The sequence below is a fragment of the Rhodanobacter sp. FW510-R10 genome (assembly GCF_058781105.1).
On record NZ_JBYSWL010000001.1, the window covers coordinates 1379614 to 1398243 of the forward strand.

12 protein-coding genes are annotated in these 18630 nt (G+C 65.8%); 2 read left to right on the top strand and 10 right to left on the bottom strand.

Features of this window, described 5'->3' with window-relative positions; all coding sequences use genetic code 11:
* Window positions 1-34: 34 nt before the first annotated feature.
* From AC3WJB_RS05800 to AC3WJB_RS05810, 3 genes are all read right to left on the bottom strand, one after another.
* The gene (locus tag AC3WJB_RS05800) at window positions 35-673 is read right to left on the bottom strand and encodes an esterase/lipase family protein (protein ID WP_492679598.1); all 639 of its coding nucleotides are present in this window, start codon (window positions 671-673) and stop codon (window positions 35-37) included.
* An 89-nt stretch (window positions 674-762) separates the two neighbouring features.
* Entirely contained in the window at window positions 763-2553 is a 1791-nt protein-coding gene (aspS, locus tag AC3WJB_RS05805) for an aspartate--tRNA ligase (RefSeq protein WP_492679600.1), read from the bottom strand.
* Window positions 2554-2983: 430 nt separating this feature from the next.
* The gene (locus AC3WJB_RS05810; RefSeq protein WP_492679602.1) at window positions 2984-3352 is read right to left on the bottom strand and encodes an FmdB family zinc ribbon protein; all 369 of its coding nucleotides are present in this window, start codon (window positions 3350-3352) and stop codon (window positions 2984-2986) included.
* A 268-nt stretch (window positions 3353-3620) separates the two neighbouring features.
* On the opposite strand from AC3WJB_RS05810, the gene AC3WJB_RS05815 reads away from it, so the two are divergent.
* Entirely contained in the window at window positions 3621-6104 is a 2484-nt protein-coding gene (locus AC3WJB_RS05815) for a TonB-dependent receptor plug domain-containing protein (protein ID WP_492679604.1), read from the top strand.
* A gap of 236 nt (window positions 6105-6340) precedes the next feature.
* Here the strand turns inward: AC3WJB_RS05815 and AC3WJB_RS05820 are convergent, their stop codons facing one another.
* The 7 genes from AC3WJB_RS05820 to clpB all read right to left on the bottom strand — a co-directional run bounded on the left by AC3WJB_RS05820 (window position 6341) and on the right by clpB (window position 17649).
* Window positions 6341-6937: a GspH/FimT family pseudopilin gene (locus AC3WJB_RS05820; RefSeq protein ID WP_492679606.1), complete on the bottom strand. Its 597-nt coding sequence runs from the start codon at window positions 6935-6937 to the stop codon at window positions 6341-6343.
* Window positions 6934-7371 (bottom strand): type IV pilin protein, encoded by a 438-nt coding sequence (locus AC3WJB_RS05825; protein WP_492679608.1) that lies wholly within the window; start codon window positions 7369-7371, stop codon window positions 6934-6936. The genes AC3WJB_RS05820 and AC3WJB_RS05825 overlap by 4 nt, the downstream gene beginning before the upstream one ends.
* Window positions 7372-7381: 10 nt before the next feature.
* The gene (locus tag AC3WJB_RS05830; protein WP_492679610.1) at window positions 7382-11614 is read right to left on the bottom strand and encodes a pilus assembly protein; all 4233 of its coding nucleotides are present in this window, start codon (window positions 11612-11614) and stop codon (window positions 7382-7384) included.
* Window positions 11615-11724: 110 nt separating this feature from the next.
* Complete coding sequence (locus AC3WJB_RS05835) at window positions 11725-12408, bottom strand: pilus assembly PilX family protein (protein WP_492679612.1); 684 nt, start codon at window positions 12406-12408, stop codon at window positions 11725-11727.
* Window positions 12405-13772, bottom strand: coding sequence for a PilW family protein (locus tag AC3WJB_RS05840; protein WP_492679614.1), 1368 nt, complete (start codon window positions 13770-13772; stop codon window positions 12405-12407). The genes AC3WJB_RS05835 and AC3WJB_RS05840 overlap by 4 nt, the downstream gene beginning before the upstream one ends.
* On the bottom strand, window positions 13769-14299 hold the full coding sequence (pilV, locus tag AC3WJB_RS05845) for a type IV pilus modification protein PilV (RefSeq protein WP_492679616.1): 531 nt from the start codon (window positions 14297-14299) through the stop codon (window positions 13769-13771). Before pilV ends, AC3WJB_RS05840 begins: the two co-directional genes overlap by 4 nt.
* A gap of 752 nt (window positions 14300-15051) precedes the next feature.
* Window positions 15052-17649 (bottom strand): ATP-dependent chaperone ClpB, encoded by a 2598-nt coding sequence (gene clpB, locus AC3WJB_RS05850; RefSeq protein ID WP_492679618.1) that lies wholly within the window; start codon window positions 17647-17649, stop codon window positions 15052-15054.
* 177 nt (window positions 17650-17826) lie between these two features.
* On the opposite strand from clpB, the gene otsB reads away from it, so the two are divergent.
* Window positions 17827-18627 (top strand): trehalose-phosphatase, encoded by an 801-nt coding sequence (gene otsB / locus AC3WJB_RS05855; protein WP_492679620.1) that lies wholly within the window; start codon window positions 17827-17829, stop codon window positions 18625-18627.
* Window positions 18628-18630: the final 3 nt, after the last annotated feature.

Sequence of the window (18630 nt, forward strand, 5' to 3'; positions counted from 1 at the left end):
GTTCCGACCTTACCTGGAGCGACTGTCTCCCGCCTCAGGTCAAGGGCGTAGGGAAATGTCCGGTGTGCAGGAAAGCGGCGGTGGAACGCGCGGCTTCGGCGGAAAACAGCAGGCCGACGTGGTTGGATTCGACGACGCAGTGGTCGCTGATGCCGGGCAATTCCGTCTCGGCGACGGCGACTGTGCCGTCGTGCGCCCCTTCGAGATGGCCGAGCATGTTGCCCAGGCCCAGCGGCAGGCGGCCGGCAATGACGCCGACCTCGCGCGCGCCGTCCCAACGTTCGAAACCACGCTGCAACAAGTCGCGATTGTGGCCCAGCAGTACCTCGCCGGCGTGCCCCCAGGCAGCCAGCCCGCGTGCCGCCGAGCTGCCGAGCAGCGGCGAGCCCAGGCAGACGATGCGCCCGGGCGGGAGCACCGCACTGTCGCTGCACGCACGCATGGCGAGCAGGCCGCCCAGGCTGTGGCCGACCAGATGCACGACGTGCTCGACGTCGCCCAGTTCGCGCATTTGCGTCTGCAGCCGATCGAGGATGCGTTCCTGGCTGGCGGCGACGCTCAGATAATCGAAGCGGTGGACCTCGAATCCGGCCTCGATCAGGCGCTTGTCCAACATGGCCAGCGCGAAGCCACGCATCCACAGGCCGTGCAGCAGGATAACCTGGTCAGGCATGGACAGGCCGGAGGTCCGGCGGCGGCCGGGCGCCCGTCGCGCGCTTCATCATTGCTGCCGTGACAGCGGCGGGCGCGCACATGCCGGCTTTAGTGATCATGCGCCGCGGTGGCATCGGCGGCGGGCTCATCGAGTACCTGCACGTGCAGGTCGTGCAGTTGCGCCGGTGCGATGTCCGATGGCGCGTCCGTCATCAAGTCCTGCGCGCTGGTGGTCTTCGGAAAGGCGATCACGTCGCGGATCGAGTCGGTGCCCGCGAGCAGGGCGGCAATGCGGTCCACGCCAAACGCCACGCCGCCGTGCGGCGGGGCGCCAAACTTCAGCGCCTTGAGCAGGAAGCCGAACTTCGCCTCGGCCTCGGCCTCGCCGATCCCGAGCAGGTCGAACACCGCGCGCTGCATTTCCGGGCGGTGGATACGGATCGAGCCGCCGCCGATCTCGTTGCCGTTGAGCACCATGTCGTAGCCGCGGCTGACCGCCGTGGCCGGATGGTTGCGCAGGTCGTCGATGTCGTCGATCTTCGGCGCGGTGAACGGGTGGTGCAGGGCCACGTAGCGTTGTGCCCCGTCGTCGTATTCGAACATCGGGAAGTCGGTGACCCACAGCGGCTTCCAGCCGTCGGTGAAGAGTCTGCGGTCCTTCGCCAGCTTGAGGCGCAGGGCGCCCATGAACCCGCTGACGGTCTGCCAGCGGCCGGCGCCGAAGAACAGCATGTCGCCGGCCTGGGCGCCGGTTGCCGCCAGGATCGCGCGCACGGCGTCGGCGTCGAGGAACTTGGCCACCGGCGAATGCACGCCCGCGAGGCCCTGGGCCGGATCGTCCACGCGCATCCAGGCCAGGCCTTTGGCGCCATAACGGGCCACATGGGCGGCATAGCCGTCCAGATCCTTGCGGCTGAGGTCATGGCCACCCGGCAGGCGCAGGGCCGCGACGCGGCCGTCCGCGGCGTTGGCCGGGCCGGCGAACACCTTGAACTCGACGTGCTTGACGGCGTCGGCAATATCCACCAGCTCCAGCGCGCAGCGCAGGTCCGGCTTGTCCGAACCAAAGCGGCGCATGGCCTCGGCCCAGGTCATGCGTGGGAAGCGCGCATCCAGGTCGATGCCTTGCACTTCATGGAACACGTGACGGACCAGGTCCTCCACCGTGTCCTGGATCTCATGTTCGTCGACAAACGCAAACTCGATGTCGAGCTGGGTGAATTCGGGCTGGCGGTCGGCGCGCAGGTCCTCGTCACGGAAGCAGCGCGCGATCTGGTAGTAGCGGTCGAAGCCCGCCACCATCAGCAGTTGCTTGAACAGCTGCGGCGACTGCGGCAGCGCGTAGAACTGGCCCGGGTGGACGCGGCTGGGCACCAGATAGTCGCGTGCGCCTTCCGGCGTGGCCTTGGTCAGGATCGGGGTCTCGATGTCCTGGAACCCGCGATCGTCGAGGTAGCGCCGCAGCGCGCGCACCAGCTGCCCGCGCTTGCGCAGGCGCTGCTGCATGGCCGGGCGCCGCAAATCGAGGTAGCGGTAGGTCATCCGCATGTCCTCGTTCGGATTCTCGTGCAGCGCGAAAGGCAGGTCCTTTGCCGTGTTCAGCACTTCCACGCGCTCGGCCAGCAGCTCCACCGTGCCAGTGCGCAGCTTGTCGTTGACGCTGACGCGACGGCGGATCGTGCCGTGCACGCGCAGGCAGTATTCGTTGCCCAGCGTGGCCGCCAGCTCGAATGCCGCGGCGTTGTCGCGCTCGATCACCACCTGCGCCAGACCCTCGTGGTCGCGCAGGTCGACGAAGGCGACGTGCGCCTGCAGGCGCATGGCGTTGACCCAACCACACAAGGTGACAGGCTGGCCGATCAACGATTCGTCGATGAGGCCGCAATAATGCGTGCGCATGCGCTCGAGGCTCCGGGCCGCCACTGCGGCTGACAGGCGTAAAAGACCGCGTATCTTAGCATTCGCCCCAAGTCACTGCTCCGCAGAAACCTATCTCGCCATTCCCGCGCAAGCGCACTGCTGTCCGGAACGTTTTCGGAACCCCTTTGCCTCGTCCGCATCATCGTGCCAGGGAAACACCGCCCCGGCGTCATTCCCGCTTGCGCGGGGATGACGCCTGAGGGTTGCAGTCCGAGGCGAAACAACCGGGGCCAGCCGCCATTTTTGAGTCCAGGTCGCACGCGACAACCATCCAGCCGTACGTTGCAACGCTTTCGGTGTCGAGGCACGAATTTATGCCGGGCAGCAGTGTGCGCAAGCGGGAATGCGAGGGGAGGGTCAGTGCCCGGGCGCCATCGGCAACGTTTGCGCCACCCGGCCTTCAGCGCTACTAGCCGGCTGCGGCAGCGGCCTTGTCTCCGGTGGGCTTGGCGGTTGTGGGGGTTGGCGTGGGTGCCGCGGGGGTGGCTGCGGTGCCGCCCTCGCTGGCGGTGGCGGACTTGCCTGCGGCGTGATCATGATGGCCGTTCGTGTGCGGTGCGCCGGCGTCGCCCGCCAGGTTGTGGCGCTGGTCACCGGGTTTCTTGAAGTCGGTCTCGTACCAGCCGCTGCCCGCCAGGCGAAACGCTGGTGCGCTGAGCATGTGCTGCAGCTGCTCGGCGTGGCAGCTCGGGCACACCTTCGGGTCCGGGTCGGACAGTTTCTGCAGGTGGTCGAAATGATGGCCGCACGCGCGGCACTCGAATTCATAGATGGGCATGCGAACTCCAATTGCCCGGTCCCTGGCCAGGCCAACGGCCCCATGATTGGGGCGCCTGCGGGGATTTCAACCCACCGCGGAAATATGCCAGATGGCCCATGCCGGTGCCCCGTCACGGGCGTATGGTAAAGCCCATGGGCCGCGGTGCGGCCCGCGTCGCCACGGCCGTATAGACGGCTGATTCCTTCCGTTGTCCACACCTGGACCGGGTGCGCGGCGATATTTGTCCCTCATCATGCGTGGTCGCACGACCACCAAGGAGCACCCCATGAAGAACCCCTCGCAGCGGCTTCCGCGCGTGGTCCCCGTCGCGCTTTCGGCTGCCATATTGCTTGCGCTTTCCGCTACAGCAGCCGCCCAGGATGCCGATCAGGCGACCCCGGTCAAGGCCGAGACCCTGAGTACCGTCATCGTCACCGGCACGCGCTCGGAGGCGCGCACGGTCAGCAGCTCGCTGACGCCGATCGACGTGGTGCCGTTCCAGGTGCTGTTGCAGACCGGCACCACTGACCTGCCGACCGCGCTGGCACGGCTGATCCCGTCGCTGAATTTCCCACGCCCGGCGGCGGCGGATACGGCCGACACCCAGCGCCCGGCACAGATGCGTGGCCTGTCGCCGGACCAGGTGCTGGTGTTGGTGGACGGCAAGCGCTGGCACCAGGGCGCGATCCTGCTCAACAACGGCGTGATTGGTCGCGGCTCGCAGCCAGTGGACCTCAACACCATTCCGATGTCGGCGATCGACCACATCGAGGTGCTGCGTGACGGCGCGTCGGCCCAATACGGTTCGGACGCGATTGCCGGCGTCATCAACATCATCCTGAAAAAGGGCGCCCAGGGCGGCAACGTGGAAATCACCGGCGGCCAGTATTCGGCGGGCGATGGCCGGCAGTGGCAGGGCTCGGCGAACTTCGGCATCCCGTTGGGCAATGACAAGGGCTGGTTGCGCGTGACCGCGGAAAACGGCAACCAGGACCACACCAATCGCGCGGGGCCGGACAACCGCCCCGGCTTTGGCGGCCTGGGCGTGAACTTCCGCCAAGGCGATCCCGATGTACGCAATGACAACATCCTGTTGAATACGCAGTACGACCTCACTCCCGGCGTGCAGTTTTACGCGTTTGGCCATTTCGGCCGCCGCCAGAGCACTTCCCCGGCATTCTTCCGCTACGGCACCAATTCGCCGAAGCCAAACAATGCGCTGATCGGCCAGGTGTATCCGGACGGCTTCCTGCCGCTCGAACACGCGGACTCGACGGACCAGTCGCTGGTGGCTGGCCTGCGCGGCAAGGTGGACGGCTGGCGCTGGGACCTGAGCGGCAACTACGGCCGCAACCGGGTTTCCTATGAAACGCGCAACAGCCTCAACTACGCGTTCCTGCATGACTTTGGCAGCACGCCCAGCGTGTTTGACGATGGCATCCTGAAGGCTGCGCAGCAGTCCGTGGATCTCGACATCGCCAAGGATGTCGAGACCGGCTGGCTGCCGAATGCGGTCACGGTGGCGTTTGGCGCGCAATACCTGCGCCAGACCTACGCCATCGACGCCGGCGCGCTGCCGTCGTGGTATGTCGGCACCTCAGGAACGTCGGGCGGCGCGCAGGGCTTTGCCGGCTGGCAGCCGGTCAACGCGGTCAGCGCCTCGCGCCAGGACGTGGCCGAATACCTCGACCTGGAAACCAACCTCACCGACCGCTTCGGGGCTTCGGCCGCGGTGCGGCACGAGCACTACAACGATTTCGGCAACACCACCTCCGGAGCGCTCGCCGGGCGTTTCGATTTCACCGATTCGTTCGCCTTGCGCGGCAGCGTGTCGACCGGCTTCCGCGCCCCGTCGCTGGGCCAGGAGTATTTTTCGCAGACCTCGTCGCTGTTCATGGCCGCCGGCAACTCGGTCGGCCTCCCAGCCGGCATCTACAATGCCGGCCTCGTGCCGGTCGGCAGCCAGATCGCCAAGCTCCTCGGCTCCGAACCGCTCCAGCCGGAGAAATCCACCAACTACACCTTTGGTGCCGTGTGGACCCCGGGCAATGCCTGGAACCTGAGCCTGGATCTCTACCAGATCAACATCCGCGACCGCATCTCGCTTTCCGGCGCGATCGCCACGACCGGGCCGACCGTCGTGGACTATCTGGCCGCAAACGGCGTCGGTGACCTCAACTTCCGCAGCATCGACTACTTCACCAACGCCGCCGACACGCGAACCCGCGGCGTCGACCTGGTGGCGACCTACGTGGCCGACCTCGGCCATGCCGGCACCTTGTCCAGTACGCTCAGCGCCAACTACAACCAGAACCTGGTGACCAGCGTCAAGGCCAACCCGGCGGTGCTGACCAACCTGGGTGTGAATTTCGTGCGTCTGACCCGCCAGGACATCAAGGGCTACCTGGCCAACTCGGCGCCGCGCAGCAAACTGGTGTTGAACGAGATGTACAACGTCGGTAACTGGGGCTTCACCGGGGTGCTCACCCGCTACGGCCGCTACACCAACTACGTGAGCAGCCTGGCTGCCTACAACGTGGCCACCGGCGTGGTCGACCAGACCTTCACCCCGAAGTGGGTGCTGGACCTGGCCGCCAACTACACACTGGACCGTTGGACGTTCACCCTGGGCGTCGACAATGCGTTCGATACTTATCCCGACCTCAACATTCCGAACAACAGCAACAACGGCACCCTGAAGTATTCGACGTTCTCGCCATTCGGCTACAACGGCGCCTACGCCTACGGCAAGGTGCGCTATAGCTGGTGATGTTGCGGGTCGCCCGCTCGCCCGTGGGTTGGGCGAGGGGCTTTCGCTTTTGTCCTTCGGTGCGGATGTCGGCGGGGCGAAGCTCGCCCCCTCTCACCCCAACCCTCCCCCCCGACGATGAAGCCGTCAGGGAGGAGGGGATTGGTTTCGCGGCCGTCTGGATGTCCGGACTTGACTCCCTCTCCCCTGGCTCTGTCAGGGGAGTGGGTGGGGTGAGGTGGAAGCTTTTGCGGGGATCAGCTGTCGCAGCTGGCGCCGGCAGGCAAGAGCAAGGTGTTGGTCGAACCTGAGCCGTTCACTTCCATGCGGGCGCCGCGGGTGATCGCTGTACTCTGGCCGACGCCGCTGTCGCCACTGCGCGCGCAGGTGAGGAATACCAGCGGTGTCGTGGCTGCCCCCCGCAGCTGGCCTTGCAGGCCAAACGTGATCACCTGGTTCTGCAGCGCGTGGATCGAGACCCCGGCACGCTGGTCGACCGCGCGCAGCAGGGTGGCTGTACTTGAATCGTAGGCCTTGTTTGCCGAAGCCGTCCCGGCGGGATAGGTATAGATGATCCAGCCGGGTTCGAAATCCTGGCTCCCCGAGGTGCAGGTGCTGCCGTCCACGCTCGGGCACAGCGACACCAGTTGTCCGCGATTGATGGCCGTGGTGCGCGCATACGCAAAGCTGGCCGCCAGGTCGTTGCTGGCCGAGCTGACCCGGTTGCGTTGGATCATGCTGCGCATGCTGGGCACGCCGATCGCCAGCAGGATCGCCACGATCGTGATCGTGGTCATCAACTCCAGGAGGGTGAAGCCCCGGGCGCGGCGTGGCACCGGCATCGCACCGTTCACCAGCAGGCACCGTTGACGGCGGCCGAGGTCGAGGTGGCCAGCGGTGTCTTGGCTCCGGCATCGTTGATCGAAAGCGTGCCGCAGCTGTCCGGAGCCTGCACGTTTTGCGGCGCGGCCGTGACGACGAAGGTCTGCGCAGCCGTACTGCCTGCGGCAGCAAGGGTGACGGCCGCCACGTAATAGCCTTTCTCCGAGGCCACGGTCGAGCCGTAGCCAATGTCGCTCAACGAGCCATAGCGGTTGTTCGTCGCGTAGAAGCGCTCCTGCGCATTGGCGATGCGCAGCAGCATTTCCTGGCCATCGGCGCGGCGGGCGCGGAACGCATAGCGTCCAAACGCCGGCACGGCTATGGCGGCCAGGATCGCGATGATGGCAATCACCACCATCAGCTCGACCAGGCTGAAACCACGGATCCGGCGTACGTGTTTGTTCATGCCGCAAACCTCACTGGTCATGCATCAGCACCCGCCACGAGCGCCGGCGCCAGATCGGGGCGTCGAGCGAGATCGGGGTGGAGCTTGACGGTGCCAACGTCGCCCCTGGCAGGTAGGCTTGGCCACCACCCAGCGCCGACACCACCGGCAGGCTGCCACTGGTGCGCGAGTCGTTGATGCGTGCGCCGGCGGTTGGCCAACCACCCAATGATGACATGCCGGCCGAGCCGCCGGTCGTCGCATTCAAGGCCAGGATGGCGCCCTGGATCGATGGTGAGCAGGCGTCGCTGCCCGACGCGCCGGTAATCATCGATTGGAACACCACCGTATTGCTGGCGAAAATCGCGCCGGGATTCACCACCGTGCGTTCGCCCAGATTGCTCTGCGCGCCGGCGCCATCAGTGGTGTAGAGGTTGACATACCAGCCCCCGCCGCTGCCCGCCAACGAGTTGATGGGCGTTGCCGACGACGTGCAGGTGTCGCTGGAGCTGCCGGTGACGCAACGCAAGGTCGCTCCGGCATTGGGTGCGCCCGCCGGCACCACCGATTCGTGCAGGAATTGCCGGGTCAGGTCGCCCTGGGTCCAGATCGTGCCCACGGTATCGCGGACCGCGTAGATGCCCTGCACCGAGGTGTTCGTGTTGTCGCCGACGCCAAGGTATTTGCCGGTACCGAACACGACCAGGAAACGATTCGTGCCCGGGTCGGGGAACAACCGCGGCATGGTGGTGATTGGCTGCACACCCTGGTTGCCGCTGGAATCGGCCAGGCCCTCGTATACCAGGCTGACGCTCCAGTTCGCTGGATTGGTATCGGACAGGTTGAAGCGCCACAGGTTGCCCTGCACGTCGCCGGCAAACGCCACGTCGTCGACCTGGTCGCTGTTGTAGTCGCCGACGACCGCCTTGGCGAGGCCAAAGCTAGTGACGCCGGTGACGGCGGGTGTCTTCAGCTCGGCGAGCATTTGCCCGGTCTGGGCATCGAGCACGAACAAGGCGCTGTAGGGCTTGCCGTCCGCGTCCAGCGGTACCTGTGCGGCGATCGTGTCGCAGGTAGCGGTGTCCTTCGTGGGAGCGCCCGGCGTACTGCAGTCCGGGAAGTAGCCATTGGGTACCAACACTACCCACTTGCCGTTTGCCAGGCGCGCGACGTTGGGCTGCGAGACGGTGAAGCCCAGGTCGGTGGATCGGCACGAGCCAATGTTGCTTACGCAGCTCGTCGGCGCAGGCATGTCCGCATCGAATTCCCACAGCACGTTGCTGGTCGAGAACGTGGTCGGGTCGGTGATATCCAGTGCGTACACGCCGCGACCACCCAGACCCACTCCACCGGTCAAGATCGTGCGCCAGGTGTCCTTGACGCCTGCGGCACCCTCGCTGAAGAACACGTCGCGGCTGGTCGGCGTGGAGTCGACCGTGGGGCGAAACTGGAAGGAGACATTGTTGGTAAGGTTGCCGAGATTCGCGAACACCGCGCGCGGCATGAACCCCCATGCTTCCTTGCCGTAGTTGGATCCGCTCGGGTAGGTATAGGCCGAGCAATTGCCGCTGGCGTCGACCGTCCCGGTACAGTTCGGTACCGGTGCATAGAACGCGTGCAGCATGCCGTCGTTGGCGCCGACGTAGACCGCTGCCGCGCGCGTCGACGCAGCGTGCACGAAATCGTCATAGGTTTGCGCGCCAGTGTCCGCCTCGGGGGGCGTGATTGTGCCGAACGTCGGCCAACTACCCCGGTAGTTGCCGGTGGCGCCGGCCACATAGGTGGGCTCGGAGTGGATGATGGCACCCAGGATGCTGGATCGCGTGCGGAAGGGCGTGCCCTCGTAGCTGTTGTCGCCAAGCAGGTACTTGATGCGGTTGTCCAGCGTGTCATTGCCGCCAGCCAGTGCCGGCGTGGTCAGGCCTGCCAGCTCGCTGGCATCCAGCGAGCCGCTGTTGGCGACATCGAACTTCAGCCCGGTGAACGTGCCGATACCGCTCGAGAGCGCATACACGCCCGTATAGATATTGCGTCCGGAATAGCCCGATGCCGAGTGGTAGGCGGCGTCGAGCAGGGTGTCGGCCTGCCACAGGATGGTCGCGACCGTGCCATTGGAATTCAAGGTGACCGATTGGAATGCGCCCGACCAGTCACTGGTCGTGTAACCGCTGCGGAACGCGGCCGCGCCAAGCGACAGCACGCTGGCGTTCACCGCTACCGGTCGCGGCGGCACGTTGCGTGCAGCGATATCGCTCAGTGCCCTGCCGAACGCATCGGTCAGCTCGGAGGTGTTCTTGACGTTGAAGAAGTCGCCGTGCCCGTTGAGGCCAGCGTGGGCGAGATCGGCAATGTTGTAGATGCTGTTCGAAGTGGGCGTTGGCCAGCTGAAGCCGGTGATTGCCGCGCCACCCGTGGCCCATCCAAAGATCTGTGGCGTGGTGGTGCCGGTAGGCTGGATGCCGGTCGGGTCGAAGCCCAGGCCGACGGTGAACGTGGTCATGTGCTGCCAGGATGCCGGATCCTTCCTGCCGCCCGCGACCTCGTTGTTGAGGTCGGTGTTCAAGTCGCGCTCCCAGTAATAGGTGGCCACGTCGGCCAGTGAGGTACCACCGCTGACGCCGCCGCCTGAATACGGGGCGACCGCCTTGTATTGGGTCAGGGCGCCGGTCGGGACGACCTGGACCGGGCCATCGATGCTGGCGGCTCCGGCGAGGCCGCTCGGAGCAGTCGGCTCGTCGCCATTCCAGAAGCCGTCCGTGGTGAGGATGGTATAGGCCGCGCGGCAGGTGAATTTCGTCGTGCTGCCGGTGGTCCAGCCAGGGTCACCCGGCAGGGTCGCCCAGGGGTTGGCGGTCGAGTAGTACTGGCCCACGGCGTTCAGCGCCTTGCGCAATGGCGTGGCCTTGCTCGCGCCGATGTTCGCCAGCCATTTCCAGAACAACGCTTTCTGGGTGCCGCTGGAGCCGTCGCCAAACGGCTGTACCACGGCCAGCTTGTTGGCTGCGTTGCCGCCGTTGCCGCTGGCCGTACTGTCATCGAAGCCAAACGCGGTCGGAGTGGTGGGAATGTTGCTGATGCCATTGCCGTTGATCGAGGCAAAACCGAAGCGGTATTTGGGGTCGACGTCAATGAAGGCCATCATCAGGCCAGTCTTGGCCATCTGCATACGCGTGCGGTAATACGAGAACCAATTGGCCACGTTCTGGCCCGGTGCTATGCCGGCAGGCGCAGCGCTGGTGCCGTCCGGAAACGTCTTCGCCGTGTCGCCTTCGTTCACGCAGTTTGCCTTCTGCGTGGCGTTGGACAGCGCGTCGCAATCGCTGCCTGCAGCCACGTACCGGGCTGTGTACGGGCCGCCCGGGTTGCCCACGACGTAGAGAAACACATTGACGGATTGCGTCACCACGCACATGTAGACGCCGTCGATCAACTTTGGCGAGCCGCCCGGCGGGTTGGGACACGTCCAATTCGGGTTCCTGGAGGTCTGCGGGTGGCAAAGGTTGTCCGACCCAAGCGCGGAGCCGGCCGGGCAGCTATACACCGGCGTTGCCGGGTAATAGGTGGGAGAGCCTTCGCCCGTGGTGACTTTGCATTGATTGCCGCTGCTTAGGCGGCCGCCACTAGGACACGTCCAGCTTGTGTTCGGGTTGAAAGGGGCAGTGTATATGCTGACGCATAGACCGCCACTCATGATAAAGCCGTTCGGGCAGCTCGAAACAGCAGTGCCGACGGTGGTGACATTGGTGGTTGGCAGCGAGGTGTAATACGAATACCGGTTATCCCCGTCTGCGCTTTCCCCGCCGTAGGTCGTGACTTTCACCAGGGTGGTATCGACGAAGCCATCCCTGAACGCCTGCGTGATGCCTGGCGAGTTGGCGTACGGAGTGCCGTCCGCGTGCGGCGGCGGGGTATAGAGGGTGGACGGGTTGTAATACACGCTGTTGACGCTCGAGTCCCTCACGCCGTTTCCACTGCGATCCGCGAGATAGCTCCAGTCCGGCATGTAGTCCCAGGCCATCGAACCCGAGTCGTCCAGCATCAGCACCAGGTTGGGCGGCACTGCCTGCGTGTCCTCGGGCGGCGTAGCGCTGAGTTCGGTACAGCCATTGTGGTTGCCTTCGGTGCAGGGCAGTGGTGCCGTCTGGGCCAGCGCGTGGGTGATTTGCAGGATCAGGAAGGGCGCGGTAAGGCCGGCAAACAACAGCAGTGCCGAGGCCATGGTGGCCACCCGGCTGCGCAGCGTGCTCTGGACTGTTGTGGACATGACGGGTTCCCTGCTTTCCTTGCCGCGTTGGGCCGTCCGTTGACGCACGGGCTGGCCGGTTGGTTTTCTGCCCTTGCCCCTGGAACAGCAGGCTTCCGGGCTGCACTCGTTTACTGCACCTGCGCATCAAACGTGCTTTGCAGCACGCTGATCGTGTTCTGGTCACCGCCCGTGGCGCGGGCGGTGATGCGGAAGATTTCCAGGTTGATCTGGCCGGGCCCCGAGCCGTTCGGGCCGGTCGCGCCCGATTCGTGCTGTGGGCCTGAGCCGGGCGGCCGCACCGAGCCCATGTCCTCGACGATATACCGGGGGTTTTCGGCCAGCTTGCCGTCGCCTGTAGTGAAGTCGATGTGGCCCTCGTTGCCGAGATATTCCTCGCTGCCTGCCGTGATCCAACCAGGCTTGGTGCGGAAATTGACCGCATCGGTAACAGGGTTGAGCGGATCGAAGATGTAGCACGACGGAAACAGCGCGGTACCGCAGCCGAGCGTGGTGCCAACCTTCGCTGCCGAGCTCCACAGGCGCCATTCGGCGCCGCGCAGCGCGGTCTGGGCGCTCATCTGCGCGCGCTGCGCGTTGAGCAGGCCACCGGCCATGCGCTGCTGCAGCAGGGAGCGGTTCGACGCGCCGACGGCAAGGATCGTGAGCAGCAACAGGAAGATCAGCGCGATCACCAACACCGCGCCGCGCTGTGCACGGGAGGCGACTGGATGACGTCCTGAGGGGCGCACCGTCGAGGTCAGGGTCATTCCCTCGTTGCTGCGTGGCCGCAAGCTGCAGGCATGGGCGTTCATGGGTTGAAGTTGCGCACGGCGACCAGGGAGGTGAACTCGCGCCGCAGCAATGGGTCGGGGAAACCCTGGTCGCTGGGCTTGATGGCATGGGCACTGGGCGCCAGCAGACCGGGGTTCGCGTCGGCGGTGTAGGCGTACAGCAGGTCATTGTTGGTGAGCGTGTACAGCGGCACCTGGCCGTCCATCAGGATGCTCACCTCGATGCTCTTCACGCTGCGCCACAGGCAGCCGACCGTGGTCAGCGCGCCCTGTTCCTGCGGTGCGCAGTTGGTGGCGCTGTCGACCTGCGCTGCGGTGAGGAAGGAGGTATTGCCGTTGGCGTCCTCGACGCCGTAGCGGAAATCCAGGCGCTCGACGCCGCGCACCAGCTCGTCCTCGCTGCCGCCGCGGTCGGCGGCGTGCGCTGCGCCGCCATTGACGCGCCGGATCAAGGCGCCGGTGTATGGCGCATTGCCGTCGTTGTTCACGCTGACCACGCGCAGGTAATAGGTGACGGTGCGGAAATCCCGGTTGACGTCGAATACCCGGGGCGCCGATTGCGGCATCGGTACCACCGGTGTGGTGCCCGCGACATTGGCGCCGCCGGCGACCTGCAACACACCACCAGAGACCGAGCCCAAGGCGAAGATCTGCGTGTTTGAGCAGTCTGCGAGCATGGCCAGGTCGGAGGCACCGAAATTTGCCACTGGCGGCTCGCCCGTGAGGGGCGAGAGCGTGATCGTGGTGAGGACTGGCACGCCAGCGGCGCTGGTGATCGTGAGCGAACTGCCGCCGACCTCACCAATCGACCAGCCGCCGTCGGAATTGACATAGCGGACGGTGAGGACGTCGGCGCCCTTCACGCGGTCGCCCTCGGCTGTCCCCATGGCCGGCAAGCCGGCGGCGACCGGGTTGGCCGGCGTGCAGTTGGTCAGCGTGCAGTCGTAGCCACGCATGTACAGGAACGCCGGCATCGGGTACGAGGATGTCGGCGGGGCCGGGTAGCCGCCGCTGCCCCAGCCGGTGGTGATGTCGGCCAGGGCGCTGCTGCTCGGATGCGCCGCGTTGATCAGGTTGGTGGCAAACACGCGCGGTGTGCGCAACGCATCGAGCATGGTGCCACTGGCGCTGGTTTGCGCCGTGCCACCCGAGTTGTTGCAGTACAGGGCGTTCGCCATGCGCAGGTCGTTGTTCAGCCGGCCAATGGCAAAGCGGCCTTCCTCCTGCAGGCGGGCGAGCTGGGTCTGCGCCTTGTTGCTGCTGGAGGTCGAGGAAAACACGGTGACGATGCCGCCAGCCACGATGAGCCCAAGCAGCATTGCCACCATCAGCTCGATCAGGGTGACGCCGTGCTGCGTCGCGGGGGTGGGGTGCAGGGCGGTCATGGCTGGAAGTTCCAGGCGAACGTCTGCACGTTGTCATTGTGCGCAGCCTGGCCGCGCTCGCTGCGTTCGGTCCAGTTGATGGTCATGACGCAGTTGCCACCGTAGGGGGGGCGCTGGGGAAGATTGCCGACCGGGTTGTAGCTGACCGCGGTGACGCCGGCGCAGACGATGCTTGCCGTCGGGTTCGGCAGGAAAGTCTGCAACTGGCGACTCCAGCGTTGCTGGTCGTAGACGGCCAGCTGCGCTGGATTGCACGGTGAGCCGGAGCTGCACGTCACGCTGCCGGCGCCGACCGGGTAGCTGCCGTTGTTGTAGGCGCCGCTCCATACCCCACGGGGGTTGGCGCTCATGCGCTCGGCCATGTTGTTGGCCAGGAAGGTAACCTGGGTGCGCAGGTAGGCGACATGGTTGGAGCGGGTGGACACCACCATCAGCCCGGCGAGGCCGATCAGGCCGATGCTGAAGATCAGCACGGCAATCAGCACCTCGATCAGCGAGACGCCGCGTTGGCGTGGCTTGTATGGCATGGAACCCCCTGACCCGTTCGGCCGACACTCTACCGGCGGCGCCTCGGCTGGGGCGAGGGCCGGGGCGACGAACGGTAGCAATTGGCCGACGAGCGGCACTCATGGCTCCCCACGAGCGCCCTCCACCGTCATTCCCGCGAAAGCGGAACGCGCTTTTCAACAGACGAATGTCTGGTCATCCAGTGCTTCTACTTTTTAGCCGCCACAGGCAAAGGCCCTGGATCCCCGCTTTCGCGCACTACTGTCCGGAACGTTTTCGGAACCACACTCGCCCCACCACTCCGGCGTCATTCCCGCGAAAGCGGGAATCCAGCGCCTTGGCTTTGCAGGTCACTTGAAAGCACTGGATCCCCGCCTTCGCGCACTACTGTCCGGAACGTTTTCGGAACCGCCTTTGCTTCATCTACGGTATCGTGCCAGGACGCCGAAACCCTACCTGGCGTCATTCCCGCGAAAGCGGGAATCCAGTGCTTTGGCCTTCGCAGACACCTAAAAGCACTGGATCCCCGCTTGCGCGGGGATGACGATGGAGGTTCGAGGGTCTGGGTAAGACAACGGGGTGACCACCTTTTTTTGAGTCCAGGTTGCGCGTGACAGCCGTCCAGCCTTGCTTCGCCACGTCTTCGGTGTCGCGGCACGAATTTATTCCGGACAGCAGTGCGCGAAAGCGGGGATGACGAAGTGGTAGGCGCGGGGATGACGGGGCGGATTTCACCGGCTCCGTGAATCTGATGCTGATCGATCAGCCTTCGTCAGCGCTTGCGGAAGGCCAGCTCGCCGGCTGCGGCATCCACCACGATGGTGTCGCCGGGCACGAACTTGCCAGCGAGGATTTCCCGCGCCAGGGGGTTTTCCAGCTGTTGCTGGATTGCCCGCTTCAGCGGGCGCGCGCCGTACACCGGATCAAAACCCACATTGCCGAGCAGGTTGAGCGCGGCGTCGCTGACTTCCAGCTGCAACTGGCGTTCCGCCAGGCGCTGCTCCAGATAGCCGAGCTGGATGTGCGCGATGGCGCGGATTTGCGCCTTGTCGAGCGGGCGGAACACGACCAGCTCGTCCAACCGGTTGATGAATTCGGGCCGGAAGTGTGCCTGCACCACGCCGAGCACCGAGGCCTTCATCTGCGTGTACTGCTCCTCGGCGTCGGCATCGCCGGCGTTTTCGGTTGCGTCCTGGATCATCTGCGAGCCGAGGTTCGAGGTCATCACGATCACGGTGTTGCGGAAGTCCACGGTGCGGCCCTGGCCGTCGGTGAGCCGGCCGTCGTCCAGCACCTGCAGCAGGATGTTGAACACGTCCGGGTGCGCCTTCTCGACCTCGTCGAGCAGGATCACGCAATACGGCCGGCGGCGTACCGCTTCAGTGAGATAACCGCCTTCCTCGTAGCCCACGTAGCCTGGGGGTGCGCCGACCAGGCGCGAGACCGAGTGCTTCTCCATGAACTCGCTCATGTCGATGCGCACCATGGCGTCGGTGGTGTCGAACAGGAATTCGGCCAGGGCCTTGCACAGCTCGGTCTTGCCCACGCCCGTCGGACCCAGGAACAGGAACGAGCCGTTCGGCCGGTTGGGATCGGCCAGCCCGGCGCGGGCACGGCGGATCGCGTCGGCCACCGCATGCACGGCCTCGTCCTGGCCGACCACGCGCTTGTGCAGCTCGTCTTCCATGTGCAGCAGCTTTTCGCGCTCGCCCTCGAGCATCTTGTTGACCGGGATGCCGGTCCAACGCGAGACGACCTCGGCAATCTCCTCGGCGGTGACGCGGGTCTGCACCAGCTTGAAATGCTGGGCGTCGGCATCCTGCGCGGCGGCGAGCTGCTTTTCCAGCGCCGGCAGCTGGCCGTACTGGATTTCGCTCATCTTGGCGTAGTCCTGACGGCGCTGTGCGGCTTCGAGCGCAACGTGCGCCTGCTCGATCTGCTCCTTGATCTTGGTCGTGCCGTGCAGCTCGGCCTTCTCCGCCTTCCAGACTTCGTTGAGGTCGGAGAACTCGCGGTCGAGCTTCTCGATGTCGGCTTCCAGGTCGGCCAGGCGTTGCCTGGACTCGCTGTCCTTTTCCTTCTTCAGCATCTCGCGCTGGATCTTGAGCTGGATCAGTCGGCGCTCCAGGCGATCGAGTTCCTCCGGCTTGGAATCGATTTCCATCCGAATGCGCGAGGCGGCCTCGTCCATCAGGTCGATAGCCTTGTCCGGCAACTGGCGGTCGGTGATGTAGCGGTGCGACAAGGTGGCCGCAGCGACGATGGCCGGGTCGGTGATTTCCACGCCGTGGTGCACGGCGTAGCGCTCCTTCAGCCCGCGCAGGATCGCGATCGTGTCCTCCACGCTGGGCTCGCCAACGAATACCTTCTGGAAGCGTCGTTCCAGCGCGGCGTCCTTCTCGATGTATTTGCGGTATTCGTCCAGCGTGGTGGCGCCGATGCAATGCAGCTCGCCGCGGGCCAGCGCCGGCTTGAGCATGTTGCCCGCATCCATGGCCCCGTCCGCCTTGCCGGCGCCAACCACGGTGTGCAGCTCGTCGATGAACAGGATCACCTGTCCTTCCTGCTTGGCCAGGTCGTTGAGTACGGCCTTCAGTCGCTCCTCGAATTCGCCGCGGAACTTCGCACCGGCAATCAGCGCGCCCATGTCCAGCGCCAGCACGCGGCGCCCGCGCAGGCCCTCAGGCACCTCGCCCTTGACGATGCGCTGGGCCAGGCCCTCGACGATCGCGGTCTTGCCCACGCCAGGTTCGCCGATCAGCACCGGGTTGTTCTTGGTGCGACGCTGCAGCACCTGGATGGTGCGGCGGATTTCCTCGTCGCGGCCGATCACCGGGTCGAGCTTGCCGCGCTCGGCGCGTTCGGTCAGGTCGATGCAATATTTCTCGAGCGCCTGGCGCTGTTCCTCGGCGTTCTCCGACTGCACCTTCTCGCCGCCGCGCAGTTTTTCAATGGCTGCCTCGAGGTTCGCCTTGTGCGCGCCCGATTCGCGCAGGGCAGCGCCGAGTTCGCCCTTGTCCTCCAGCGCCGCCAGCACGAACAGTTCGCTGGCGATGAACTGGTCGCCGCGCTGCTGGGCCAGCTTGTCGGTGAGGTTGAGCAGGCGCGTCAGGTCGTTGCCGACGTTGATGTTGCCTTCCTGGCCGCTGACCTGCGGCAGGCGGTCGAGCAGGCTGCGCACGCGCTGCTGCAACGCCGGCACGTTGACCTGGGCCTGGGTCAGCAAGGGCGCGGTCGAGCCGCCTTGCTGGTCGAGCAGGGCGGCCATGACGTGCACGGGCTCGAGGATGTTGTGGTCGCGACCGACCGCGAGCGACTGCGCGTCGGCGAGCGCCTGCTGGAAACGCGAAGTCAGTTTGTCCATGCGCATGCTGGCACCTCGGGAGGTTGAATGGCGTTGACGCCTTACCCACAGCGACATGTGGACGCTCAGCCGCGATTCAACCAGAGCAGCGGCTGCTAGCGCTTATGGGCGGCGCCCGTGAGTTCCTGCAAGGACATTGCGACCATCCGGGCTCTTCACGCTCCGTCTGGTACGGTGAAATGGATGTCGATACGCCAGCCAGTCCATGACTTGTCACCCGGGGCGACCCTGCCGCCGCCCCCATTGCCCGCGGCCGGCGAGCGCTGGGCGCTGTTCCTCGATGTGGACGGCACCTTGCTGGAGTTTGCCGACGACCCACGATCGGTGGCGGCGGCACCCGCGCTGCTCGCCCTGCTGCTGGAACTGAACGTGGCTGTGGACGATGCGTTGGCGCTGGTCAGCGGACGCACGCTGGCGGAGCTCGATCGCGTGTTTGGGAGCCCGGCCTGGACCATGGTGGGCTTGCACGGGCTGGATCTGCGCCAGGCCGACGGAACCCGCCGGCAGTTTCCCGTCCCGGCGGCCGACCAGGAGCGCATGCGCGCCGCGGTCCAGGTTCTGGCCGGTGAGTTTCCGGGCGTGCACCGGGAGGCCAAGGGCGTCGCCGCTGCCTTGCACTGCCGCCAGGCGCCGGGGCTGTTCCCCCGCTTGCTGGCTGCGGCTCAGGCCATGGCGCGGGACCTGCCGAGCTACGAGGTGCAACCCGGCAACCTGGTGGTGGAGTTCAAACCCGCTGGCATGGACAAGGGCAGGGCTGTGGCGGAGTTGCTGCAGAAGGCGCCATTTGCCGGCCGGCGCCCCGTGTACCTCGGCGACGACCTGACCGACGAGCACGCATTTGTCCTGGTCAATGGCGCCGGCGGGCTCAGCATCCGCGTGGGCTGGCGCGAGCCTTCGGCGGCGCGCTGCATGCTGGCCAGTCCGCAAGCCGTGCAGGAGTGGCTGCGTGGCGTGCTGGCTGCGGGAGGGACCAGCCGTGCCTGAGGC